Source organism: Bacillus sp. FSL K6-3176 (genome assembly GCF_038003325.1).
Taxonomy (GTDB): domain Bacteria; phylum Bacillota; class Bacilli; order Bacillales; family Bacillaceae; genus Bacillus; species Bacillus altitudinis.
In genome coordinates this window covers 493236-517187 of sequence record NZ_JBBOOX010000001.1, presented here as the reverse complement: position 1 = coordinate 517187, position 23952 = coordinate 493236, and the positions used below count along the sequence as shown (strand labels likewise).

Below are 23952 nucleotides of genomic sequence, written 5' to 3'. Positions count from 1 at the left end.
AATTTTTACACATTTACATCACGCTTCCAAAAAAGGAGCCAAGCAGCACCAACAAAGAAAACAAAATGCGCCCCTACAATGAATAGCGAAAACAGAGGGCTCATGCCCTGAAAGAGCGGCGGACCTTGAAAACTGTATTGTGTGAAGTCCGTATTAGCGAAAAGTAGAATCTTCCCCCACTGATTTTCTAACAGAGACATGATCGACACTAGTGATTTCGCCGCGTATAAGACGAAAAATGAAGTCACAAGTGCAATCAGACTGTTTCTAAACAAACTTGAGCACAGAAAAGCAAAGCTTGCCATCATGACCACTTCCACCCACTGTGATCCAATCACAGCAAATGTGTGCAGAAATAACCGCCCAGTGCTTTCATCAAAATCAGTACCAAAGAAAATAAGGCCAAAAAGAAAAGCGAACACATAATAAAAAACAAACAGGTAAAGGACCATCAGCACAAGAGTGATGTATTTTGCCAAGAAAATATGAAGCCTTGTCTTCGGCCGGATCAACAAGAACTTGATGGTTCTTTTTTGAAACTCTGTTGAGATCAATGTGGCGCCAATCACGACAGCGAACACTTGTAAAATAAATACAACATTCGTGGAATAAGCAAAATAGTTCGCGACTGTATCTTGCCCGCCAAGCCCGGAAATGACTCGTTTCAATGCTAGAGCCATCGTCAATTGAAAGACAACAATCAGTCCAAGTGCAATGAATGTGATCTTTTGTCTCGTGATTTTTTTATGTTCATTCTTGATGAGTTGAAACATCTGTCGTCCCGCCTTCCGTCCATTTCATAAAGGCCTCTTCAATTGATTGTTTTTGAGGCGTCATTTCAAGTACATCAAATTCTGCTAAGACAAGCTGTTTATTCAGCTCCGGCACACGGTCTTTATTCAGTTGAACCAGCACATGTTGATCCCTTTGTTCATATGTATATCCTTGCGTATCTAGCCATGAAATTGCCTTTTCTACTGGCTGAATATTCATCAGTACCTGCTCTTTCCCTTCCATGTCGCGAAGGTTTGTATTGGCTTTGATCTGTCCTTTTTGGATGATGATCATACGGTCACAAAGCTCTTCTACTTCATGCAAAAGATGTGTAGCAAATAACACAGAGACACCTTCTTCTTGTACAAGCAGTTGCAAGTGCTCTCGAAACTCCTTCATTCCTGCGGGATCAAGCCCATTTGTTGGTTCATCTAAAATGAGCAAATTGGGCTTATGCAAAATGGCTTGTGCAATCCCAAGCCTTTGTTTCATCCCTAGTGAATACGTTTTGACCTTCTGATGAATGGCGTGCTCCAGACGAACTCTTTTTACCACTTCAAGAATGCGCTCTTCTGAAACTCCATCATGCATAGACGCATACAGCTCAAGGTTTTCAAAACCTGTTAAATATGAATAAAATTCCGGATTTTCTATGATCGCCCCAACAGATGACATCGCCTTTTGATGATCATCATCTTGAGAATATCCATTTATGATGATCCGGCCGTTGTTTTTTTTCATCAAGCCAACGATCAATCGAATCAAGGTCGTTTTTCCAGACCCATTTGGTCCAAGTAAACCGACAATTTCCCCTTGCCTAATGTCTATCGAAATATGTTGCAAAATTTGATGCCGACCAATTTGTTTATCGACGTTCTCTATGTGTAAAACAGCAGACTGCAAAGTGGTTCCTCCTTCTGATGTAAAACCTATGGCGGCAGTTACGGCCGCTCATCCTGTAAAAAGTATATCACGCTAGACAAGCCGTTCCACGAAAAAAAGGGCTGATCCAGTCAGCCCTTCTTGTTGTTACAGTGATAAATTAGGTGTTGGTGCTTCCTTCTCATGCTTCTTCTCGGTTTCAGAAACAATCACCGCACATGCTGCGTCACCTGTAATATTGACCACGGTTCTTGCCATGTCTAATAAGCGGTCTATGCCAAGGATCAGCGCAATGCCCTCAACAGGAAGATTCACGGAATTTAAAACCATGGCTAGCATGATGAGCCCTACCCCTGGGACACCTGCTGTGCCAATACTTGCTAGTACTGCTGTTAAGACAACTGTCAGCATTTGAACAAGGGTTAATTCAACTCCATACACTTGTGCGATAAAAATAGTCGCAACCCCTTGCATGATCGCTGTACCATCCATATTAATGGTCGCACCTAGCGGCTGCACAAAGCTTGAAATAGGTTCTGGCACCTTCAAACGCTTTTGAGCTGTTTCCATTGATACTGGCAGTACTGCGTTACTGCTTGATGTACTAAATGCCACAACCATCGCTGGAGAAAATCCTTTGAAGAATGCCATTGGGTTTCGTTTAGCTAATAGGGCAACGGTTGACCCATAGGTCAGGAAGAAATGCAAGATCAGCGCAATTAAGACGACTGAGAAGTAAAGTCCCATGGCTTTCATGGCATCGAGCCCCTGACTGCCAATCGCCGTTGCGATCAAACCGAATGTCCCGTACGGTGCGAATTTCATCACAACACCGACAAGATACATCATTAATTCATTTCCTTGTTCAAACAGCTTCAGCAAACCTTCTGTTTTTTTACCGAGCAAGGCAATGCCAAGACCTAAAAATACACAGAAGACGATAATTTGAAGCATATTTCCTTCAACTAGAGATTGGACTGGATTGGTTGGAATAATATTGAGTAGTGTGTCTGCCATTGATGGGGCTTCCTCAGCGGAGTATTCTGCCGCTTTCGTATCAAAATTGCCAAATGCGCCTGGCTTAATAAGTAAGGCCAATGAAATGCCAATAATGATGGCAAAAGTCGTAGTGAGTAGAAAGTAAGTAATGGTTTTTACGCCGATTCTGCCAAGTTTTTTCGGATCGCCAAGGCCTGCTACACCAAGTGTGATCGAAAAGAAGACAATCGGTACAACTAACATTTTAATCAGGTTTAAGAAGATTTGACCTAGAGGTGTAAATAAATAAGGGTCTAACACTTTGAATACGTTTGGAGCAAAAATGTTGAGCAGTAGTCCTGTGATTGCACCTACAATTAAAGCAATAATAATTTTCGTCGCAAGCTTCAATAAAATCTCCCCTTCCTCGTCAAAAAGGCCCACGAGAGAGTCTTCTCGTGGGCCTGCGTGTCCATACGTGTACCACTGTCTACTCTCTTCACGCTGATGAGGTTAGCTGACGGGTTAGGACGAAGAGATGTCCTTTTTTCTTAAAATAAGAAAAATTCACCCCAAAAACTTGGGTCCCCCATTCCTTTAGAAGGATTAAGCGTGTGGTAATATGATATTTTCATACTATTTATACCTTATTTTTAGAAAATTGTAAACAGGTTCATATGAACTTTTTAATTACTTTCTTCCTTATTCGTGACCTCCAAGATATCTAAGATAAACACAAAGATTGGGATGCCGATAATCAGTCCCCAAATGCCAATATAGTGTTCAGAGAAAATCAGGACAATAAACGTGAAGAAAATAGGGAGCTCTGTTTTAGCTGACATGAGCTTCGGATTTAAGAAGTAGGCTTCAATGGCATGGATGATCACGATCACCAGCACAATATATAGGACGTACATTCCGCCTCCAAGTGTATACGCAATGATGCTGAGTGGAACGAGGGAGATGACCACACCCGCTACCGGAATTAAACCTAACAAGAAGACCATGACCGCTAATCCAAATAATTGCGGGAAGCCCATAATGCCAAGCGCAATTGTCGTTAAGACACAGTTAACTGTTGCAATGATGAACTGTGCTTCAAGTACCTTACCAAATGTTCTGGAAAACTTGCGTCCAAAGAAGGCAATTTCATGATAGAACACGGAGATTTTACTCGTTTTGAACTTATTCATGAATTGAATGAGGCGTTCCTTTTCGAACAGGAAGAACATGCTTAATATTAAGGACATAATGACCTGGATACTGAACGTGCTGAAATCTGTTAAGTATGTATAGAGGAAATTAAACCCTTTCTCGAAGAAAGAAGATATTTTGAAATCTCCGAACACATTGGTGACGACGTCAAAGAAGGGTAAATCTTGTGGATGATCTGCAATCTTTTTCCCTAAATGAAATAACTGTTCCACCTGTTTAGCAATGATGGGCACAAACACAAAGCCGCCAAACGTCAATCCACCAGCCAGAAGGATGTACAAAATGGTGATGACTGATTTCTGTCCTATTTTCAGGAAGCGATTTAAAAAGCCTCTTATGACCTCTTCTAACCGGTTCATTAAAAAAGTGAAAATGAAGGTCAGGAGGATTAAATTCATCATTCCTCTTAATAGATATAATGCTGTGGCTAATACTACAAATACTGAAAACCTCTTGACACCAGGTTTTTCGAACAATTTAAAAAATGCCGCCATACGTTACACACCTGCCAGGACTAAAGTCTATTTTTCGTTGGATCTCATATTCATTATATCGGATCTTTCTGTAAATTATATAACAAAAGGTCAATGAGGTCTTACGATTCGTCCTAAATTAATCAAGCTTTTATGTTTTTTCTTTTTTACACAAGAAAAAACCGAACCCCATGTAGAACATAAGGTTTCGGTTTTTGGTTGTTTTTATACTAAACAGCCTGCTTGATATTTCGCATTTCCTGTAGCGCTGTTTTACTCTTCGCTTCGTCAAATTCCCCTTCACTTTTCGCTACAACAATTGTAGCAATTCCATTTCCAATCAGGTTCGTAATCGCTCTTCCTTCACTCATGAAACGGTCGACCCCTAATAGCAGTGCAAGACCTTCTAGCGGGATAACCTGAAGTGCAGCAAGTGTAGAAGCCAGCACGATAAATCCGCTTCCTGTGACTCCAGCTGCTCCTTTTGATGTGAGCATCAGAACAAGGATAATCGTGATTTGCTGTCCGATGGATAGGTCCACCCCAAACACTTGCGCTAAGAAGACCACGGCCATGGACAAGTAGATTGAAGTACCATCTAAGTTAAAGGAATAGCCTGTCGGAATGACAAGCCCAACAACCGACTTAGAGCACCCGTAGCGTTCCATTTTATCCATCATTCTTGGCAAGACAGATTCCGAAGAACTTGTGCCAAGAACAATTAAAATTTCATCTTTGATAAAACGGAGGTAACCGAACAGGCTGAAGCCATACATTTTACAAATGATGTTCAGCACGACGAAAATAAACAGGAACATCGTCATATAAACGGAAAGCATCAGACTAGCCAGTGGTTTAATTGAAGCTAAACCGAAGTGTCCGATTGTATAAGCCATTGCTCCAAATGCCCCTAATGGCGCGGCACGCATAATGTAACCAATGATTTTAAAGAAGACAAGCGACAGCTTATCAAGCCATTCGATGATGCCTTTCCCCTTCTCGCCAAGTGCAGCGAGCGCAACACCGAATAAAATAGAGAAGAATAAGACCTGTAAAATATCTCCCTTTGCAAAGGCATCTACCATGTTAGATGGCACAATGTGTGTGACAAACTCCATCCAGTCGATACCCTGTCCCCCATTTTGGGTATATTGCGAGACATCCCCTTTTTCAAGCTTACTATAGTCAAGACCCGCTCCTGGCTTCATGATATTGACCACAAACAGTCCGATGACAAGCGCAAGCGTCGTCACAACTTCAAAATAGATAAAAGCTTTTCCCCCAACTTTTCCAACCTTTTTCATATCCCCCATCTTGGCAATTCCAAGAACAATGGTTAAGAAAATAATGGGTGCAATGACCATTTTCACTGCATTAATAAATGTGTCACCAAGCGGCTTCATTTCTTTCCCGACGTTTGGCCAAACCATCCCAACAATGATCCCGATAATGACAGCTGCAACGACCTGAAATGTCAGGTTCTTCAATAGCCTCTTCATAAAAAATCAACTCCCTCACCCTTTGATGTAAACGCTTAACTGTTATCTGTAGATAAATGATAGCGATTTCATCAAAGGCTGTGAAGCTTATGGACATATCGTACATTTTGGTCTTTTTGGTCTCTTAGTCAGAATGTACGATATATTTATTCACAGGGCGTCCGACCCCGCCATATTGCATATCTAATTTCAGCTCGCCTTCTTTTACAAGGAAGTCTAAATAACGGCGTGCTGTGACACGTGCAATCCCAAGTGCATTGGCAACTTCCTCTGCAGACTGCGCTCCTTCTTGCAGACGCATATAGGCTTTAATTTCATTCATCGTATGCACATTCAGCCCCTTAGGAAGCCACGTCTCTTCAAGCTTAACAGCAGGCTTTCGTATGATATCATCGAGCATCTCTTGAGAAAATTCTGCTGCGGTACGAATTTTTGATTTGAACGCTTTATAGCTTTCAAGAGATTCTTTCATCCGTTCAAACTTAAATGGCTTAATGATATAATCTCGGGCACCATTTTGAAGCATGGTGCCGATCGTCTCTTTGTCCTTTGCTGCCGAAATCACAATCACATCCACCTGCATCTTTTGCTTTCTGATGTCTTGCAGTGTTTTGACGCCATCTTTTTTAGGCATATACACATCGAGCACCACAAGATCTGGGCGAATGTCTTTGATCAGCTGGATGCCCTGCTCGCCATTTCCTGCTACAGCCGCAACTTGAAAGCCAGGGACACTCTTAATGAACTCTTTATTGACTTCTTGCACCATCGGGTCATCTTCAATTAATAGCACCTTAATCTGAGTCATCTGTCTCTCTCCTCTATTGTCATTGGGAATTCGATTGAGAAGGTGGTACCAATGCCGATGCTTGATGTGACTTCTACATTTCCCATTCCTTTGTCGATAATCGTTTTTACAATATACAGCCCGTAGCCTGTTCCGCCTTCTTTACCGTGAGTAAAGCCTTTGTCGAAAATATGAGGAATCATGTCCTCTTCTATTCCAGATCCATAATCTTCAATTAAGATCGCGAGGACATCCTCTGTTTGATCAATACTAATGGAAATAAGTTTTGTGTCTCTTTCTACAGTATCATACGCGGCAAAGGCGTTCTCGATCAGGTTGCCAAGTAGCTTCGTCATATCATGCTGATCCAGCAGCTCTGGGAAATCGCGCAGACTGCTATTTTCATCTACTTCAACCTTTATGCCTAACTCCTTGCCCCTTCTTATCTTGCTCATCAATAAACCTGCAACTGCATCATGCTGTATCACACGGTGGAGAAAGTCCGTCACATGCTCCTGCTCTTCGGTCGTTTGAAACGCTAAATCGAGCGCTTGATCGGCTTTCCCCAGCTGAATTAATCCCGCAATTGTATGAAGCTTATTCATATGTTCATGATTTTGCACCCGCAGGCCATCAACGAAGTTCTTCACCCCGGTTAATTCCTCCGCCAATTTGGCCGCCTCTGTCCGGTCCTGAAAAATCGCAACCGCTCCGATGATTTTCTTTTTCATCACAATTGGAATTCGGCTGCTCATGATCCGCTTTCCGCTCATATGAATTTCTTCATTGTAGACGGGTTCTGCGCGGTCAATGATTTCTGGAAGCCTTGTATCTGACAGCACATCCCAAATATTTCGGCCCACTACATCACCTGTCACGCTGAAAATTTGCTTTGCTTTTTCATTAAAAATGGTGATCATGTGCTGGTTATCAATGGCAATGACCCCTTCATTAATTGAATGAAAAGTAGCGGTGCGTTCCTCTAGCATTCTGACAATCTCATGCGGCTCCAGCTTAAACATTTGCTGTTTAATATGACGGGCGAGCAAAAATGAACCGACAAGCCCGAAGCTGAGCGTGAGCAGAAGGATCATGAGGATATCCTGCTTCATTTCTCCTAATATATCTGCCATACTCGGCAATGTTCTTCCGACTAGTACAACCCCTGTTTGGTTAAATTTTTCATCCTTTACTGGATAAAAGGCTCTAATGGCTGTGCCAAGCTCTCCCTGTGCTTCTGAGAAATAGATATGCTCTGCAAAGGCAGGTTCTTCATCTGTCCCCTCAGAGCGCTGGCCAATCCTTGTTTTCACTGGATGTGTCAATCGCACGTGATCCATATCCATGACAACAATGTAGTCAGCATCTTGGATAATCCGAATCTCTTCAATGGCATGCTGTAACCGCGCACGCTCCTTTGTCTGATCATCCAATGCCTGCTTTACCTCATTCATCTCAGCCACTGTTCTTGCCGTGTTCATGAGCCTTTTTCGAAGTTCTCGTTCCTCTGTTTGCTGAATTCCCCCGACCAGAACAATTCCTCCAATTAAAAGGGCAAAAATGACAACGAAATATGTGAGGATGGTGAGCTTCCATCTAATAGATAATTGTTGTAATTTCAGTCGATTTCTCATCATTTTTTCACCTGTATCTTTACGAATTCTTCCTCTGTCAAGTATCCTTGACATAAGGGGGATCTGACGCATGAAGAATTTACTCGCCTATACGCTATTACTCATCATCGGTTTTGTAACCGCTTTATACTTTGGCTTTTATCATATGATGCCTAAATCAGCGACGACCTTCGACGATGAACAGACAGGGCTGAAGGATCAGCTTGTGTTCAAATTCAGCCATGTTGTCGCAGATAATACCCCAAAAGGGCTGGCTGCAAAGAAATTTGCTGAGCTTGTTCACGAAAAATCCGATGGCAGGATCAGCATTCAAATCTTTTCAAACGGGAGTCTTTATTCTGATATCGAAGAAATTAATGCACTAAAAGAGAATCAAGTTCAATTTATTGCTCCGTCTACGTCAAAGCTCGGCATGCTGTCCCCTGAATGGCTGGCACTTGATCTGCCCTTTGCCTTTTCTAACTACGATGCTGTCCAAGAAGGGTTACATGGTGCGATTGGACAGAGACTGTTCGGCACACTGCAAAAAGACGGACTAAAGGGAATGGCCTATTGGACAAATGGCTTTAAGCAAATCACTTCAAATAAAGGCCCTATCAAGCAGCCAGGCGATTTAAAAAACCAATCTCTCCGTATTATGCAGAGTGACATGATTGAAAAGCAATTCAAGCTTCTTGGCGCAAAACCCTATCAGGAATCGTTTAATTCAACGTTTCAGCTGCTAGAAACAAAAAAAGTAGACGGTGAAGAAAATACAATTTCAAATATTTATTCAAAAAAATTCTATCATATACAAGACTATATGACGATCAGTAATCACGGGTATTTAGGGTATGTCGTCTTAACGGATCAATCCTTTTTTGATCGTCAGACACCTGAGACGAAACGAATTTTACTCGAAGCGATGGAAGAAACAACGGCATGGAACGAAAAACATGCCGAACAGATGAACAAGGATCAGCTGGAGGATATTAAACGCGAATCTCCAATTGCGATACACGAATTAACACCAGCAGAGCGGCAAAAATGGATGAAGGCGCTCGATCCTTTATATGATGAAGCAGAAAGGATCATAGGTTCCACCTTGATCAAACAAATCCGCGAGCTCCGGGCACGCTATGAATATTCTCCGATTCAAGCGTTTGAAGAAGATGCTGAGACCAAATAAAAAATCCCTTGAGAGAGGGATTTTTTTATGCGCCGGAGTCACGCTGTTCTTGCTGAGCGAGCTCCTCTAATCTTGATAATATTCTGCGCTTTCGATATTGCATGATGCCTGTTTCGGCAATTCCTTTTAACTGTGAGCGGTTGGACGCTGCACCAAACAAAATCCCCGCAATTGGGACAAGTTGAAACAGCTTCTTCCAGCCAAACGAATCACGGTAGTTATATACGACCTCACGCCATCCTTGAATTTGAGAGATCATGTTTTCGTGCTTCCCTTCTGATGCATGATAGCTCTTCAGCTCTTTTAATATTGATTTTTTCCCAACAACGTCAGCAGAATTCAACTGTAAACATTTAATGATAAAGACTCGTTCTTCTTTATTTTTCGGATCATAGCCATAGGTGACGGCGATATCCTGTAATGTTTTTAAAGAGAGACCGAGGACAGCTGGAATATCTGCCGCTAATGTAAACATACCTCCGACACCTGTTGTCGCACCTTGCACAGTGGCGAGGTTTGTTCGGTTTTTCCCCATCTGATCACTAATGGCATCCATGACCTCGATCGGAGCCGCCTCAATATCTTCAATACGCTGAATCGATTCATCGGCACATTTCTTTTGAAATTGATGAATAATGCCTTTCTCTGACGTCAAATAGACACCGCCTGATTGAATATAGTGCCCCATCTCATCTAATAACACACCGATTTTCTTTTGAATAAAGGCAGGGGTCAGCTTGTCCAGCATTTGAAATGGAAGCCGGCTAAGTTTCTCCCAAAACCATACCTTTTGCTGGTCTTTCTCCCACTTTTCAATCTCTTTTAATTGTGCTTTTAACCACTCTCTTTCCTCCATGCGATTTGCCTCCTTAGATGCCGTTCAAGTATATGTCTGTTATTATACACAATCCTTGTCCATCATACGTATCGAACATTGAAGCGGTTCCGAAAGGTTTTAATCTCTTTTAAAACGGTTATTGCTTAGTAAACAAACAAAAGAGGAGTGATCAACATGTTAGGATTTCTAATTTCATTAGTTGTGGCGATTGTCATTGGTCTCATTGGGAGTGCACTCGCTGGAGGCAGTGTACCAGGAGGCTGGATCGGTTCAATGATTGCCGGGCTTGCAGGTGCTTGGATTGGTCATGGATTACTTGGAACGTGGGGTCCTAGTCTGGCAGGATTTGCGATCATTCCAGCGATCTTAGGAGCAGCCATTTTTGTCATTATTTTAAGCCTGATCTTCCGCAGCGTTGGATCAAGGGTTTCTTAAAAAACGATACAAAAGAAGAGGAAGCAGAGGATGCACCGCCTAAGATTAGAGGCGGTGTTTTTTATGTGTTGATTGACAAGGTATCTATTTTTTTCACTTACATATGATAAACAAACCTATTAGTTCAGATAGTTGACTTTTCATGAAGATGGGCATATGATGATTAAAAATTGCATCGAGGAAACTTTTTGTGCCAAAGCAAAACTTTGTAGAATCTAGGTGATGACATATGACAAACAAATACATCGAGGCACAAGCCCACATGTCAGTGGCAGCGGAGCGTGCACTTGAAGGAAAGGTGAAAGGATTTAGAAGGCTCCTTCCTTTTCTCGGGCCTGCTTTTATCGCAGCCATTGCCTATATTGATCCAGGAAACTTTGCGACCAACATTGCGGCTGGTTCGAAATATGGCTACCTTCTGTTATGGGTCATTCTCATATCCAATCTCATGGCCTTACTCATCCAGTCTTTGTCTGCAAAGCTTGGAATCGCAACAGGGAAAAATTTACCTGAAATTGCTCGAGAAGAGTTTCCAAAACCAGTCTCGATTGGTTTATGGATTCAGGGCGAACTCGTCATTATCGCCACAGATTTAGCCGAATTTATCGGGGCTGCCCTTGGTTTATACTTACTCTTTCGTATCCCGCTGCTTAAAGCATCGATTATTGCAGCGATCGGTTCTTTTGCCATTTTAGAGCTCCAAAGACGAGGTTATCGAGCGTTAGAAGCAGGAATTACCGGCATGCTGTTTGTTGTCGTGATTGCTTTCGCTGTACAAACCTTTGTCGCCAAACCTGATCTTGCAAGTGTCGCCGGTGGACTGTTCATTCCAAGGTTTGAAGGGACAGACAGCGTACTGCTTGCCGCTGGTATTTTAGGCGCTACGGTGATGCCGCATGCGATCTATCTCCATTCAGCCTTAACGCAAAGAAGAGTTGTCGGCAGAACGGAAAAAGAGAAAAAGCTGATTTTTCGTTTTGAGTTTTTAGACATCCTCATTGCGATGGTAGTTGCTGGCGCTATCAATGCCAGCATGTTGATTGTAGCAGCGGCTTTATTTTTTAAAAATGGTCTTTTTGTTGAGGATTTAGATGTAGCATTTCAGCATTTTGGAACTCTCGCAGGTCCTGTATCAGCGATCTTATTTGGTGTAGGTCTGCTTGTAGCCGGACTTTCCAGTTCTTCTGTCGGTACACTGTCAGGCGATATTATTATGCAAGGTTTTATTCAGTACCGAATCCCGCTGTATGTTCGCCGGCTAATTACCATCATTCCCCCTATTGCGATCATTGCATCTGGGGTCAATCCGACTTCTGCGCTTGTGATGAGTCAAGTGGTCTTATCATTTGGCATTGCGTTTGCTTTAATTCCGCTCATTTTGTTTACAAGTAAAAAACGAATTATGGGCAATTTGACGAATGCTCGCTGGGTGACAGGAATATCTTGGGTGATAGCAGCTCTTGTTGTCGCACTTAATCTGTTTTTAATTATGGATACGTTTATGTAAAAGACAGTGATCATGCTGTCTTTTATATCGGGTTGTGGTAGAATTTCCCTTGAGAGGATGTGATCACATGTTTTTTTATCAGGATCAAGATCTATCCATGCGGCTGCTTGAACCAAGAGACGCGAGAAGTCTGTATCTGCTCATCCAACGCTCAAGAGAGCACTTACGTGAATGGATGCTATGGGTCGATTCGACGCAGACAGAAGAAGACAGCATGGCGTTTATTCAAGGTGCCATGCAGCAAGCTTTGCAAAACAATGGTTTTCAGGCTGGAATCTGGTCACATGGAGAACTCGTTGGCATCATTGGCACCCACCAAATTCATTGGATTAATCGGACGGTTTCCATTGGCTATTGGCTCGGGGAAGGCTATCAAGGAAAAGGCATCATGACAAAAGCATGCAAAGCGGTCATTCACTATTTATTTGAAGAGTGCGGTCTGCATCGCATTGAAATAAGAGCCGCTGTTGATAATCAAAAAAGCAGACGCATCGCAGAGCGTTTATCTTTTTCACTTGAAGGCATTTTAAGACAATGTGAATGGCTGGGCGACCACTTTGCCGATCACTGTGTGTACGCACTTTTACAGCCTGAGTATATGAAACAAAAAACGAATTCGATCAATCAGCCCACTTAATTGTGTCGATTGCATGAACTATTTTACAAAGTGAAGCTTTGTAGTATCCGTTGTGATTGGCATCTGATAAAATAGAAGGAAAAAATCGAGGTATGATGTATGTCTCTTATTATTTTATTTTACTTATGGATTGTCCCTTTATTATTTGGCATTTTCTTCTCATTCCTAACAAAGAAAGCCACATACAAACGCCGCTTTGTCCCATCCTATAGCATGGCAGGACTCAGCATCGTATTTCTCATTCTGGCACTCGTCTTTTCAGCCAGTCATTTTCTATTCATTTGCGGTATGTTCCTATTCGCCACTACACTTGTCGGCACAGGCATCCCGTTATTTTTAGCCTTTACCAAAACACCTTCATAAACAAAACCACCTTTTCGCGATGGAAAGGTGGTTTCTTTTTTACTGCTGAGGCATTCGATAGGTCATCGTACCATTTGGGTTTTTTTCAATTACTTTCACAATGTCTTGAAGGATCTCTGACGCTCGATCATTTGAGTCATACTTGCCGAGCGTCTTGACCCAAGAATCACTGCCAGCAATAGACCCTTCAATCTTTTTACCGGTTACTGTGACTTCGTGAACATTAACGAAACTTTGTTCGTTTTGTGTGAAAATCCATAGCATGGTTTATTCCCCTTTTTTGTTAATAGCTCATTTCGAATAATGCGTGTCTCGATATCTGCATATCTTACAGGGATCAGTAGTCAAGATTAATAAATTTTATCACATTTTATATATAAGCCTTCTCTTTATTTTGAGACAGATTAATATTACTCCAATTATTTCAATCATTATTCGAATTTATTTTTCCTTATTAACCATTGAATTTTTCGACGTATTTTAAATCAGATTCATCAGGCTCTGTTTTTTGCTCTACAATACTTCCGTTTTCATCGTACTTTATATAAGTCATTTTCCGACCAGCTATATATTCAGATTCATACTTTTTATTTCCATTTTCAAAAAACTCGACTTGATATCCGTCTGCAGCACTTTTATTCATATTACCTATTTTTTTCACATTTCCATTTGAGTAAAATTCAACATACTTTCCCTGCTTAACACCTTGCTCTGCATAGAAATAACTTTCAATATTTCCATTTTCATATAAATCATAGGCTAGTCCTGTAAAAAGTTTTTCTTCTCCTTCTTTAGTAAATTCTACAATTGCTAGCTCGTAGGGTCCTCCATATTCTAGAGATTTTTCAAACTCCGTACCACTTTCTGTAATTATTTTTTTTGTCAGAATATCATCCATCATGTAAACTCCTTTCATTTTATAACTTTCATATTTATTATTTTAGAGCGTTCTGATAAAATATACTGTTTGCTTTAAGCACAGAGACCCTTCATTATGCCTATTTTAATTAGGAATTTCTTAAAATCTTCAGTTTTCCAATATATCGTTGGCTCTTTTGATATATTCCAACTACCGAACTCTATATTAATCGGTGTATAAAGATCATTTTCAATATTTATATGCTGAATGTCTTTATATTCTGTTACTCTTAACATCATCATGTCTCCTTTCAAGGCATATACACAGCATTCTTTATTAATGGTAGTAAGCTGTCTCCACGGAGTCATCTAAAATTATTTCCCATAAATCGAGTGCTTTTTCATAACAAAAAGCACTTTTTGCCTTGAATAACAATAAAGTGCTTTTTATTTTTCAGTCTCGACAATGATGTTTAATCTTCGAATATTTCCGGTATTTTCTCTCTCCAAATTAACAACAATTCTATGAATTCCTTCGTTTCAATTTTATTTTCAAGAGGTTCTTCAATCCTATAATGATGTTCAACTACTGTCTCATCTTTTTTAATATTTACACTGGTAGCATTCAATGTAATTTCAAATTTCTCATATACTCCATCTATAACATTTTGAATATATCCTATATATTCATCCACTTCTTCTATCGATGAAATATCTTGTATAAAATCTGAGAAAATACTTATTTCTTCGGGTAGTATGATTGCTAAATCACCAAATTGGTCTTCCTTAAATTCATATGGATATCTCATATAAGTTAATCACCTTCATATTATTTTTTATATAATGGATATGCTGTAGCTATTGATCCATCTTTTTTCAAATACATTTCTATTTTAATTCCTGATGATGTTATACCTTTAAATTTATTAGGACCTATCTGTTGTTTATTTTGGTAAGCTTCATCGATAGCTTTTAACACATCAATGCGGTTCCATTCCTTAGGAAAGAAACTTGATTTAGCTACTTTTTCAACTCCTTCAATTTCAACTTTAGCTCTATAAATACCGTTTTTATCAGGTAAACTTTCACTTCCTGGAATAATCTTACCACCTTGCATACTTTCATGATGATAACCAACTGCTTTTCCTCTTTTATTAATTTCACCATGATAAATGTGTTTCATCGTATGGGTATTATATTTTTCAGCACCCTTAATCCCCATCTTCCCATGAAACCCTTTCGCCCCAAACGGCAAAAGCATCCCCAGAGCCGCATTCATACTGGCTTCTTGCTGTTCTTTCGAGACTTTATTTCCAAACATGTCTCGACCCGTAATCGCTTCGCTGAAGCCGTTTGTTGCGGTGAGGCCATATAAGCCTTTTTGTGATGTTTTCAGGGCGTCAAAGGATATTTGTGATGTCTTGTAAATGTCGACTGCTCTGACTGCGGCGGACGTGGCTTGAGTCGTTTTATAGACGGCTTTTCCGCCTTTGAAAATACGGCCCGCCCAGCCGACAATCGGGATGTAGCCTGCTGCTGCCATGCCACCTGCGGCGACTCGCTGTCCTGCGGTGAGTTCTTCACCTGTGATCGGATCGACACCTGTTGCGGCACGTTTTGCATCGTTCACGCCTGTCAGTTCATTAACGATATTCCCACCGTAATCAAGGGCTTTTTCATACCAAGGACGGTTGGCGAGCGCTTCTTGTTCCTTTGCGATCTCGCGGGCTTCTTCTTGATCTTTTTTGATTTTCAGATATTCAGAAGTTTGCTTCTCAATATCGCTTTTTGCCTTGTAGATTTCGCTATTTTGATACGCTTTCTTGTCAAAATTCATAGGCGAAATGGATTTTCCGTCATTTGTGGCATTGATCATTTCTGCGTACAATGCCATTGTAGCCTTCTCCTCAGTCTCTGACAAAGCATATTCATCTTTTAGATTTTGATCAAGTTCTATTAAATCTTTAACCGTTTTCTTGCGTTCATCTTCCGCATCTGCAATCTTTTCGTCAAAGGTTTTACTATCAAATACCTCCAGAGAAATGAGGTCATCAATATCTTGAAAAATCGTTTTGAGTGCCTTTTTTTGATCCTTCACGATGCTTTTGGCATTTTTGATTCCCATATGTACAGCGTTGTCTAAAAAGTGTTCTTCTACAAAGGTGTCGCCGCCAAAATTTGTATCATCAAGTGTCCCAGAAACACCTTCATGAAAGGCTTTTTGTTTATCAATGAAGCTAATAAACATGTCCACATTTCCAGCGAGTTCTTTGTAGAAGCTTTTAATGTTATCGGCACCTTTTCCAGTAAAGTCATCACCTAGATTCGCCACGCCCTGTAGCGCTTTTTTTAAATCAACCATTTCTTCACGGAGTTCCTGATAGTGTTTTGCCCTTGTATCCATGGCACTGGTTAGTGCTTTTGCATCAAGTATCTTGCCCAGATTAAGCCACTCCCTCCATTATTGATCATAAAGTCTATTTTACCTTTCTCACTGAATTGGAAAAATAGGCTTTAAGTTGCAAAAAATCCAGTCTGTATATTTTTATACAGCAGAAAACAAGTGATAATTGAAATGATTTTACCTATTCAACAAAAAAAGTCAGTCTTCTAATTAGAAGACCGACTACCTGCTGTTTAGAAAAAGCGTTTAAGGCTTTTCTTGAGTGGAGGGATATCCAGCTCACCTTTTTCAAAAAATTTTTTCAATAAATATTTACTAAAGCCCGCTGCTTGTGTGTAAGTGATTTTACCAGGTAACGGTGGTTCATTGGTCACCGCAACATCAATGATCACAGGTTTCTCAGCTTGAAGTGCTTGATCAAAGGCTGGTGCTAGTTCTTCATGTGATGACACCGAGATTCCTTTACCACCGCATGCTTCTGCAAATTTTGCAAAATCAATATCTTCCAGCTCTATACCATAGTTGATGTTGCCTTTTACCTGTTGTTCATATTCAATCATACCAAGGTTGTTGTTGTTTAAGATCACAACGACAATTGGCAGTTTATATTTTACCGCCGTTACAAAATCTTGCATCACCATTGTGAAGCCTCCGTCACCACAGACAGCAATGGCTTGGCGGTTTGGTTCGTTTAATTTAGCTGATATTGCGCCAGGTAAACCACAGCCCATTGTGGCAAGCCAGCTGGAAATAATGAAATCCTGCTGCTTCATTTGGAAATGACGTGCCATCCATACCGTCACATTACCGACATCAACTGAAAGAATAGCATCATCATCGACCGCTTCTTCTAATCTAGCGATGACTTGCTGCGGTTTAAGCGGTGATGTGGCAATAGATTTTTCCTTATCCATTTCTTCTCGCCACTTCATCATATGCTCTGTGCAAGCTTCAAGGAAACCGCGCTGCTCTTTATATTCAATATAAGAGGTTAGTTCATGAAGACCAGTCTTACTGTCACTTACAATCCCCACTTCTACCGGATATCTTTTACCGATCTGATCCGGTTTGATATCCAATTGAATGGCAGGTGTGTCTTCCGGTAAGTAATCCCTATATGGGAAGGAGGTTCCAAGCATGATTAATAAATCGCACTCTTCCATCGCTTCATATGCAGGCTTCGTCCCGATCTGACCTAGGTTCCCTAAAAAGTATGGATGCCTGTCTGGAACAACACCTTTTGCAGGAAGTGTAATGACGATCGGTGCAGCTGCCTTTTCTGCAAACGAAAGAAGTTCTTCTTTTGCATTTCTTAATCCTTTTCCTGCTAAGATGACTGGCTTCTTCGCATTGTTAATGAGTTGAGCAGCCTTTAGCAGTTGATCTTTCTTCGGCCGCACATCTCCCTCTACATAAAGAGGTGATGTATAAACGGGACTCCGCTTAATTTTCTGAGAAAATAAATCATCTGAGACAGTGAGAACCGCCACCCCTTTATGGGTATAAGCAGCTTTGATGGCTTGATTCAATAAGTCAGGCAGAGCTTCTGCTGTCTGTACTTGCTGATTAAAGACAGCAACATCGTCAAACATCCGCTCTAATTTGATTTCTTGAAATGCATCTCTACCTACTTCAGTTGAGGCAACCTGCCCTGCTATCGCTAATACAGGTGCACCGTCCGCTTTTGCATCGTATAGTCCATTTAATAAGTGGACAGCACCTGGCCCAGCAATTGATAAACAAACTCCAAGTTTGCCTGTTAGTTTCGCATCAGCTGCTGCTGAAAGTGCTGCCACTTCTTCATGTCTTGTTTGTATAAATTGAATTTTGCTTGATTCATGCCTTAGTTCTTCGATTAATTCGTTAATACTGTCGCCGGGCATTCCATAAATATGTTTCACGCCCCACTCTTCCAGTAGCGCTGTTACTTCTTTTCCTGCGGTTCTTTGCGGCATGTGAGAAAACTCCTTTTTTCTTACTCCATACCACCGCACCCTTTTGATCAAACGTTTCAACTTGCTCTTGTTACTTTTTAAAGTGATATGGAAGAGTGGCGACAACAATATCCCGTTTCCATAATAAACGGAATCTTAATAAGAAAGCAGATTGATTATGCAAAATGGTGTGCCATCTTTTTTTCGGAATAAATTGAGGGACGAGCACCATCACTCTATATTGATGTGCATTTGCTTTCGCTTCAATCGTTTCAAGAAATTTATCAAGCGGGTGAATGAGACTTCGATAAGACGAATGTAAAATCACCAGACGCACATCACTATTCAGCTTTTCCCAATCAGCTTCAATTTTCTTGTCTTTCTCTTTATCAAACGATACATGAACCGCTATGACCTGGTCTGATAAGGATTTTGCATATTGCACAGATTGTTCGACGACACGTGTGACACCTGCTATTGGGACGATGACCACATTTCCTTTGATTTCGACAGGCTCGGTTTCATTCAATAAACGTAATTGTTCTCCAACAGACAGATAATGTTTCTTAATAGAATAAAAAATAAATAGAACAATTGGCATGAAAACAAATACTGGCCATACAAGATGGAACTTGGTCAAAATGAGAATCATGAAAACCGTAAATGAAATAAGTGCTCCTACGATATTGATAGGCATTTTCACTTTCCACCCCTGTGGTTTTTCACGAATCCACTTTACACACATACCTGTCTGAGACAAGGTAAATGGAATAAACACACCGACAGCATAAAGTGGAATGAGGTGTTCCGTTTTCCCATCAAATAACCAAATAAGCAGCATAGAAGCTACACCTAAAAAGATAATACCATTGGAATAACCGAGCCGATCTCCTCTCACTGTAAACATACGCGGCATATATTTATCTTTTGCTAAGTTAACAGCCAATAATGGAAAAGCTGAAAAGCCTGTGTTTGCCGCTAATATTAAAATTAAAGCTGTGACAGCCTGAATGACATAGTAGAAAAACGTCCGTCCAAATGTGTCTGATGCAATCTGTGACACAACCGTTTCTTCTGGCTTTGGCGAGATGCCAAAACCAAACGCAAGCAATGTCACTCCTACAAATAGAACGGCCAGTAATCCCCCCATCATCAATAAAGTTCTCGCTGCATTTTGTGCAGCTGGTTTTTTAAAGGATGGAATTGTATTAGAAATCGCTTCAACACCAGTTAAAGCAGAACAGCCAGACGAAAATGCCTTTAATAAAAGAAATAACGTGATGCCTGATACATGTGTGCCAAATGCTGTATGTTCAGGTGCTGGCGGCACTTGCCCAGTTAATAGTTTAAACCCGCCCACCCCAATTAAAATGAGCAACGAAAAGACAAATAGGTACACAGGATAAGCCAAAATAGATGCCGACTCTGTCAGTCCACGAAGGTTTAACACCATAATCACTAGGACTAATACAATTGAGATCATGACATGATATGGATATAGAGCTGGAAAAGCCGATGTGATCGCGTCGGTCCCAGCAGAAATGCTCACTGCTACGGTTAAAATGTAATCGACGAGTAATGATCCACCAGCAACCAACCCTGGTTTTTCACCTAAGTTTCTGCTGGAGACGACATACGCCCCGCCGCCTTCTGGATAAGCATAAATAATCTGGCGGTAAGATAGAATTAACGCCATTAAAAGAATTAATACACAACCTGCAATCGGGAGTGAGTACCAAAACGCTGCCGCACTAACAACTGATAGTACAATCAAGATTTGTTCTGTACCGTATGCGACTGACGACAATGCATCTGATGACAATAATGCCAAAGCTTTGATTTTTGATAGTTTTTGTTCTCCTGCTGCCTGTGATTTTAATGGTTTACCAATTAAAATACGCTTCATCAAACTGTACATGTGTTGCCCGCTCCTTTAGTGTCAAACGATTTGAGTTACAAAATTTGGATCGCCAAAAAGACACAGAGGCAATAGAATGCCCCTGTGCCTATTGTTTAGATCACAGGTTGGTCTTTGCTCTCTTTAACGCTTACGAGGTTAGCTGACGGATTCGGGCGCATGAGATTTTGCCCTACCTTAAAAGGATTCACCCCACGTGGTGTTTTATACCACCACAATTGGTTCCCCCGCTCATCGAAATGATTCAGCGATTGGTCTTTTATAAAAGAGATCATACTCCCGTTTGACACCAAAGTAAAGAGATTTTTTCAAGGTCTTTTGATCGTTTAGAACTCAGTCTTTTTACGGTTTTTTCGTACGAAATAGACAATCATCACAAGCACAAAAAGGATGAGTGCAGCGATACACACAAAGTAAATCCAAGACTCGCTGCTGCTTTGTTTTTCACTTGTTTTCAGACTGTTCGATGTGCTGCTGACGGATTGATGATTAGTAAACACGCCTTTGTTTTTACTCTCTATTGCAACTGTTGCTTTTTCTGTATTTGTTTGAAGAAATTGCATTACTTCATTTGACACGTTAGCTTCAGCTGCAGTCATTCCTGAAAAGACTGTCATTGTCTGTTCTTTATTCCAAACAGATGGCTGCGTCCACACAATTCGAGCCGTTGTTTCATTGATCATGCCGAAAGAAGATACATCATACTGATCCTTTTTCACCGGAACAATGAGATCGGCTGCTTTTTCTTTCAGAAGAGAGAACGTCTGAATGCCTCCGATGAAAATGAGAGGGTGATTTTTCAATTGTTCATTTGTCACTTGAGAAGCTTTTATTAAATGATATTGAGCTACTTCTGGCTGACTAAAGGATTCCGTCAACATGGCCATTTGATTGATTGTTTCACGTTTGATTTGATCTGGTATGATGATCAATGTATTTTTCGAAGTGAACGGGAGCGGCCATGCGGCTAAATCTGGCTTTTCACTCGTTGTTCCTTCTGGTATTTGTAAAGAGCTATTTTTGTCAATGAATATCCAGCCTTCTTCATCCGTATGTCTGCAAGATTCCATGTTTTTAAAACCACTTGTGACAAATTGCAAATCAATATATTCATTTTTTTGAAGTATCTTTGAATCTACTGGAATCGAGACATGATAGAATCCATTCGCATCTTTGCTGCCTAGTTTTGTTAATGGTACGTCGTGCGGTTCGTCATTGATCATAACAGTTAACCGTTCTGTTTTGCTTGCTGCTGTATCAGATTTTTTGAATGAAAGATTGAGCTTTGCACCTGATTTTTGGTTAGCCAGTAGCGCTTTCGGATAATAGTAGTGGTCGGATGCCGTCTTGTTGGTCCCAACCGTGACATCATCTCCGCCAAAATCTTTCAAACGAATCTTGTGAGATGGTTTAGACGTTTGAGCTGCAGCCTTTTGAAGCACTAGGTCTGTTCCAGTCAGTTGATCCGTTAATTCTGACTGAGTTAGAACATTGATTTTTCCAGCGATTGTCACAGGCTTTTCCGCTGTCACAAATAGAATGGGCTGTTCTGTTTTCTTTGCTGTCAAAGTTCTCATCGCTAACGTAAGATGACTGCTTTTCGTTTTAATTCCTGCAGCTTGTTCAATCGTTTTCATCCGTCCATCCCAGCTTCCTATAGCTCCCACAGCAATCGTTGGGTGAGCCACTTGCTTGATGTCCTTTTCTTGGATAAGTTTGATCTCTTTTTGGCGATCTTTGTTTTTCAACGTACGGTATACTTTGATAGCTGCTTCTAATTCAGCTGCATCCGGTGAATTAGGAATGACAATGTCTGTCTGTTCTTTCTGATCACCTGTTTGAATAAAAGGTGATGGAAAGCTATCTAATGTGAAATCTTTCGTCTTGATTCCTTTGAATGTAAGTTCACTTTCAGGATACACTTTTAGCCAATTGGCAGGTGTCTCTTGGTTGATACACACGCCTTCTTTTAAAACACCATAAAATGTGACCTGAATGCGATGAGTACCTTTTTTCAATTGTGCTTTGTTCAACTTGACTTGAATCGACTTCTTCTGGTTTTTCCCTGATACAGGGATGGTCTTTTCGATCTCTCCATCAATCATAACAGTGAATGAGGAAGGTGAAATCAATAATGGTGAAGCCTCTATATTGAACGTCAATGTGCTTGACTCTGTTTTTTCCTGATCCACTTGATAGGTAAATTCAGTGCGGTCTTCTTGTCCATATAAGGTCACTACGTCTTCTGATAGATGCTGCGTTTTTGTTTTATTTTCTTTTGAAGAATGAATCCACTCATCTTTGACTTGAACTCGGTTGGATTGCGCCATTGCTTGACCTGCCATGAAAAAAGGCTGGATCGCTAAGGATAATCCTAATATATAAATCAACCATTTTAACGATTTCAATATGTCACCCGCTTTTCTTTTGTTGTTGATTGTAACGCTCGGTTTTGTACCATTTCACTTCTTGTTTCAATAATCGGCTTTTCGCCTCTACACATAAGGAGTACACAACAAGCGCAATCCATACTTGGGAATAGGTAAAGTACATGAGAACGACAATGAGAATGTTTTGTTTGGTCAGCTCTGTTTTCTCTATGCTTAACGTAATCATCACTTCTGTTAAAAAGAGGAAGAAGGCTAACCCCCATAGGATGAGTGCCACAGCTCCCACAGATAAGTGAAGATCAACGAATAAGTTTACAATAAAAATGCCATTGGAGAGCAGTACACCAAAGAAAAATAGGAAATACGTAAAGAAAAAATAAAATAAATCGAAAATCATTCGTTTTCGTTTTAATTTCATAAACTGTCTTAAAAATTTGAGCACAACATATTGGTTGCCTCTAGCCCAGCGTGTTCTCTGCCGCCACCAGACTTTCCATGTTTCAGGCTCTTGTTCCCATGTAATCGCAGCAGGAAAGAACCGAATCACATAGCCCAGATTATACACACGAATTGTTAATTCAGTGTCTTCAGCTAGTGCATGGACATCCCAGCCGCCAAGCTCTTCTAAAATGTGCCGGCGGATCGCAAAGTTGGTGCCTGGTATCGTCGCAATGCCAAACCATTTCCATCTCCCGCCTTGCGCCATCCACTGGAAGCAGATCGTTTCTATGTTAATGAATTTTGTCAGGAGGTTTTTGGCTGCATTGATGACCCTGAATTTCCCGACAACAGCACCTGCTTTAGGATCATTCAATAATCCAAGAACCAAATGGTAGACGGCTTTCTTTTCAGGCATATTATCTGCATCGTATACACAAATAACGTCTCCTGTCGAAGCCTTCAAGCCTTCATTCAGTGCAGTAGATTTCCCCTTCCCTGCAAATGGTGGTTTTGTTTCAATCATATGAACATGATCGTATTGCTCACTAAATGATTGCACAATCTCCCCTGTACGATCAGAGGAATTGTCATTAATCACAATGATTTCAAGAAGGTGTTTGGGATAGGATAACTGGACCATAGCTTTTAGCGTCTGCCGAATGACTACTTCTTCATTATGTGCTGGAATGAGAATGCTGACGGTCGGCAGATCTTTCCCTTGTTTCGTCCATTTAGGCAGCACTTTTTCGTAAGTTAAATAGTGCTGAAAGCCTCCCTGCATCAGAAACATATGATATAGGAGCATGATCCAAATCAG

At 40.8% G+C, this 23952-nt stretch carries 22 protein-coding genes and 2 riboswitches; of the genes, 5 read left to right on the top strand and 17 right to left on the bottom strand.

Annotated features, from left to right (window positions below):
- Positions 1-5: 5 nt before the first annotated feature.
- The 7 genes from MHB38_RS02490 to MHB38_RS02460 all read right to left on the bottom strand — a co-directional run bounded on the left by MHB38_RS02490 (position 6) and on the right by MHB38_RS02460 (position 8245).
- Positions 6-773 carry an ABC transporter permease gene (locus MHB38_RS02490; protein WP_341002274.1) on the bottom strand — a complete coding sequence of 256 codons (768 nt, stop codon included), beginning with the start codon at positions 771-773 and terminating at the stop codon, positions 6-8.
- Entirely contained in the window at positions 751-1677 is a 927-nt protein-coding gene (locus MHB38_RS02485) for an ABC transporter ATP-binding protein (protein WP_341002272.1), read from the bottom strand. The genes MHB38_RS02490 and MHB38_RS02485 overlap by 23 nt, the downstream gene beginning before the upstream one ends.
- 126 nt (positions 1678-1803) lie before the next feature.
- Positions 1804-3045 (bottom strand): dicarboxylate/amino acid:cation symporter, encoded by a 1242-nt coding sequence (locus MHB38_RS02480; protein ID WP_025206789.1) that lies wholly within the window; start codon positions 3043-3045, stop codon positions 1804-1806.
- A gap of 77 nt (positions 3046-3122) precedes the next feature.
- Positions 3123-3257: riboswitch (cyclic di-AMP (ydaO/yuaA leader) on the bottom strand.
- A 63-nt stretch (positions 3258-3320) separates the two neighbouring features.
- Positions 3321-4343, bottom strand: coding sequence for an AI-2E family transporter (locus tag MHB38_RS02475; protein ID WP_007496515.1), 1023 nt, complete (start codon positions 4341-4343; stop codon positions 3321-3323).
- 209 nt (positions 4344-4552) lie between these two features.
- Positions 4553-5821, bottom strand: coding sequence for a C4-dicarboxylate transporter DctP (dctP, locus tag MHB38_RS02470; protein WP_008346948.1), 1269 nt, complete (start codon positions 5819-5821; stop codon positions 4553-4555).
- 124 nt (positions 5822-5945) lie between these two features.
- On the bottom strand, positions 5946-6629 hold the full coding sequence (locus tag MHB38_RS02465; protein WP_008346951.1) for a response regulator: 684 nt from the start codon (positions 6627-6629) through the stop codon (positions 5946-5948).
- Positions 6626-8245, bottom strand: a complete 1620-nt coding sequence (locus MHB38_RS02460; RefSeq protein ID WP_008346953.1) for an ATP-binding protein — start codon at positions 8243-8245, stop codon at positions 6626-6628. The genes MHB38_RS02465 and MHB38_RS02460 overlap by 4 nt, the downstream gene beginning before the upstream one ends.
- Before the next feature lie 67 nt (positions 8246-8312).
- Here MHB38_RS02460 and MHB38_RS02455 point away from each other — a divergent pair, with 67 nt between their 5' ends.
- Positions 8313-9410 (top strand): TRAP transporter substrate-binding protein, encoded by a 1098-nt coding sequence (locus MHB38_RS02455; RefSeq protein WP_007496523.1) that lies wholly within the window; start codon positions 8313-8315, stop codon positions 9408-9410.
- A 25-nt stretch (positions 9411-9435) separates the two neighbouring features.
- Here MHB38_RS02455 and MHB38_RS02450 read toward each other — a convergent pair whose 3' ends face one another.
- Complete coding sequence (locus MHB38_RS02450) at positions 9436-10266, bottom strand: EcsC family protein (RefSeq protein WP_007496524.1); 831 nt, start codon at positions 10264-10266, stop codon at positions 9436-9438.
- A gap of 156 nt (positions 10267-10422) precedes the next feature.
- On the opposite strand from MHB38_RS02450, the gene MHB38_RS02445 reads away from it, so the two are divergent.
- The 4 genes from MHB38_RS02445 (at position 10423) to MHB38_RS02430 (ending at position 13190) form a co-directional block, all read left to right on the top strand.
- Positions 10423-10683: a GlsB/YeaQ/YmgE family stress response membrane protein gene (locus MHB38_RS02445; RefSeq protein ID WP_003214275.1), complete on the top strand. Its 261-nt coding sequence runs from the start codon at positions 10423-10425 to the stop codon at positions 10681-10683.
- Between the two features lie 229 nt (positions 10684-10912).
- Positions 10913-12190 (top strand): Nramp family divalent metal transporter, encoded by a 1278-nt coding sequence (locus MHB38_RS02440; protein WP_341002266.1) that lies wholly within the window; start codon positions 10913-10915, stop codon positions 12188-12190.
- A gap of 67 nt (positions 12191-12257) precedes the next feature.
- Complete coding sequence (locus tag MHB38_RS02435) at positions 12258-12827, top strand: GNAT family N-acetyltransferase (protein ID WP_008346964.1); 570 nt, start codon at positions 12258-12260, stop codon at positions 12825-12827.
- A 99-nt stretch (positions 12828-12926) separates the two neighbouring features.
- Positions 12927-13190 (top strand): hypothetical protein, encoded by a 264-nt coding sequence (locus MHB38_RS02430; RefSeq protein ID WP_008346966.1) that lies wholly within the window; start codon positions 12927-12929, stop codon positions 13188-13190.
- A 39-nt stretch (positions 13191-13229) separates the two neighbouring features.
- Here the strand turns inward: MHB38_RS02430 and MHB38_RS02425 are convergent, their stop codons facing one another.
- The 9 genes from MHB38_RS02425 to MHB38_RS02385 form a co-directional block, all read right to left on the bottom strand.
- The gene (locus MHB38_RS02425) at positions 13230-13454 is read right to left on the bottom strand and encodes a hypothetical protein (RefSeq protein ID WP_046342716.1); all 225 of its coding nucleotides are present in this window, start codon (positions 13452-13454) and stop codon (positions 13230-13232) included.
- A gap of 190 nt (positions 13455-13644) precedes the next feature.
- A complete protein-coding gene (locus MHB38_RS02420; protein ID WP_249670503.1) occupies positions 13645-14091 on the bottom strand; it encodes a toxin-antitoxin system YwqK family antitoxin in 447 nt (148 codons plus the stop codon).
- Between the two features lie 71 nt (positions 14092-14162).
- Positions 14163-14345, bottom strand: a complete 183-nt coding sequence (locus MHB38_RS02415; RefSeq protein WP_249670502.1) for a hypothetical protein — start codon at positions 14343-14345, stop codon at positions 14163-14165.
- A 176-nt stretch (positions 14346-14521) separates the two neighbouring features.
- Positions 14522-14857 (bottom strand): hypothetical protein, encoded by a 336-nt coding sequence (locus tag MHB38_RS02410; protein WP_017366649.1) that lies wholly within the window; start codon positions 14855-14857, stop codon positions 14522-14524.
- 20 nt (positions 14858-14877) lie between these two features.
- Positions 14878-16452 carry a T7SS effector LXG polymorphic toxin gene (locus tag MHB38_RS02405; RefSeq protein ID WP_445661568.1) on the bottom strand — a complete coding sequence of 525 codons (1575 nt, stop codon included), beginning with the start codon at positions 16450-16452 and terminating at the stop codon, positions 14878-14880.
- Positions 16453-16685: 233 nt separating this feature from the next.
- On the bottom strand, positions 16686-18407 hold the full coding sequence (locus MHB38_RS02400) for a pyruvate oxidase (RefSeq protein ID WP_048001264.1): 1722 nt from the start codon (positions 18405-18407) through the stop codon (positions 16686-16688).
- 70 nt (positions 18408-18477) lie between these two features.
- On the bottom strand, positions 18478-20304 hold the full coding sequence (locus MHB38_RS02395; RefSeq protein ID WP_035703793.1) for an APC family permease: 1827 nt from the start codon (positions 20302-20304) through the stop codon (positions 18478-18480).
- Positions 20305-20416: 112 nt separating this feature from the next.
- Positions 20417-20564: riboswitch (cyclic di-AMP (ydaO/yuaA leader) on the bottom strand.
- A gap of 66 nt (positions 20565-20630) precedes the next feature.
- Positions 20631-22712, bottom strand: a complete 2082-nt coding sequence (locus MHB38_RS02390) for a cellulose biosynthesis cyclic di-GMP-binding regulatory protein BcsB (RefSeq protein ID WP_335357699.1) — start codon at positions 22710-22712, stop codon at positions 20631-20633.
- A gap of 4 nt (positions 22713-22716) precedes the next feature.
- Positions 22717-23940 carry a glycosyltransferase family 2 protein gene (locus tag MHB38_RS02385; RefSeq protein WP_220482513.1) on the bottom strand — a complete coding sequence of 408 codons (1224 nt, stop codon included), beginning with the start codon at positions 23938-23940 and terminating at the stop codon, positions 22717-22719.
- Positions 23941-23952 lie beyond the last annotated feature (12 nt).

Coding starts and splice junctions, on each gene's coding strand:
- MHB38_RS02430 (WP_008346966.1), top strand. CDS start 12,927: ATGTCTCTTATTATTTTATTTTACTTATGGATTGTCCCTTTATTATTT.
- MHB38_RS02420 (WP_249670503.1), bottom strand. CDS start 14,091: ATGATGGATGATATTCTGACAAAAAAAATAATTACAGAAAGTGGTACG.
- MHB38_RS02490 (WP_341002274.1), bottom strand. CDS start 773: ATGTTTCAACTCATCAAGAATGAACATAAAAAAATCACGAGACAAAAG.
- dctP (WP_008346948.1), bottom strand. CDS start 5,821: ATGAAGAGGCTATTGAAGAACCTGACATTTCAGGTCGTTGCAGCTGTC.
- MHB38_RS02440 (WP_341002266.1), top strand. CDS start 10,913: ATGACAAACAAATACATCGAGGCACAAGCCCACATGTCAGTGGCAGCG.
- MHB38_RS02445 (WP_003214275.1), top strand. CDS start 10,423: ATGTTAGGATTTCTAATTTCATTAGTTGTGGCGATTGTCATTGGTCTC.
- MHB38_RS02475 (WP_007496515.1), bottom strand. CDS start 4,343: ATGGCGGCATTTTTTAAATTGTTCGAAAAACCTGGTGTCAAGAGGTTT.
- MHB38_RS02455 (WP_007496523.1), top strand. CDS start 8,313: ATGAAGAATTTACTCGCCTATACGCTATTACTCATCATCGGTTTTGTA.
- MHB38_RS02385 (WP_220482513.1), bottom strand. CDS start 23,940: ATGCTCCTATATCATATGTTTCTGATGCAGGGAGGCTTTCAGCACTAT.
- MHB38_RS02415 (WP_249670502.1), bottom strand. CDS start 14,345: ATGTTAAGAGTAACAGAATATAAAGACATTCAGCATATAAATATTGAA.
- MHB38_RS02450 (WP_007496524.1), bottom strand. CDS start 10,266: ATGGAGGAAAGAGAGTGGTTAAAAGCACAATTAAAAGAGATTGAAAAG.
- MHB38_RS02400 (WP_048001264.1), bottom strand. CDS start 18,407: ATGCCGCAAAGAACCGCAGGAAAAGAAGTAACAGCGCTACTGGAAGAG.
- MHB38_RS02405 (WP_445661568.1), bottom strand. CDS start 16,452: ATGGATACAAGGGCAAAACACTATCAGGAACTCCGTGAAGAAATGGTT.
- MHB38_RS02425 (WP_046342716.1), bottom strand. CDS start 13,454: ATGCTATGGATTTTCACACAAAACGAACAAAGTTTCGTTAATGTTCAC.
- MHB38_RS02410 (WP_017366649.1), bottom strand. CDS start 14,857: ATGAGATATCCATATGAATTTAAGGAAGACCAATTTGGTGATTTAGCA.
- MHB38_RS02460 (WP_008346953.1), bottom strand. CDS start 8,245: ATGATGAGAAATCGACTGAAATTACAACAATTATCTATTAGATGGAAG.
- MHB38_RS02465 (WP_008346951.1), bottom strand. CDS start 6,629: ATGACTCAGATTAAGGTGCTATTAATTGAAGATGACCCGATGGTGCAA.
- MHB38_RS02395 (WP_035703793.1), bottom strand. CDS start 20,304: ATGTACAGTTTGATGAAGCGTATTTTAATTGGTAAACCATTAAAATCA.
- MHB38_RS02435 (WP_008346964.1), top strand. CDS start 12,258: ATGTTTTTTTATCAGGATCAAGATCTATCCATGCGGCTGCTTGAACCA.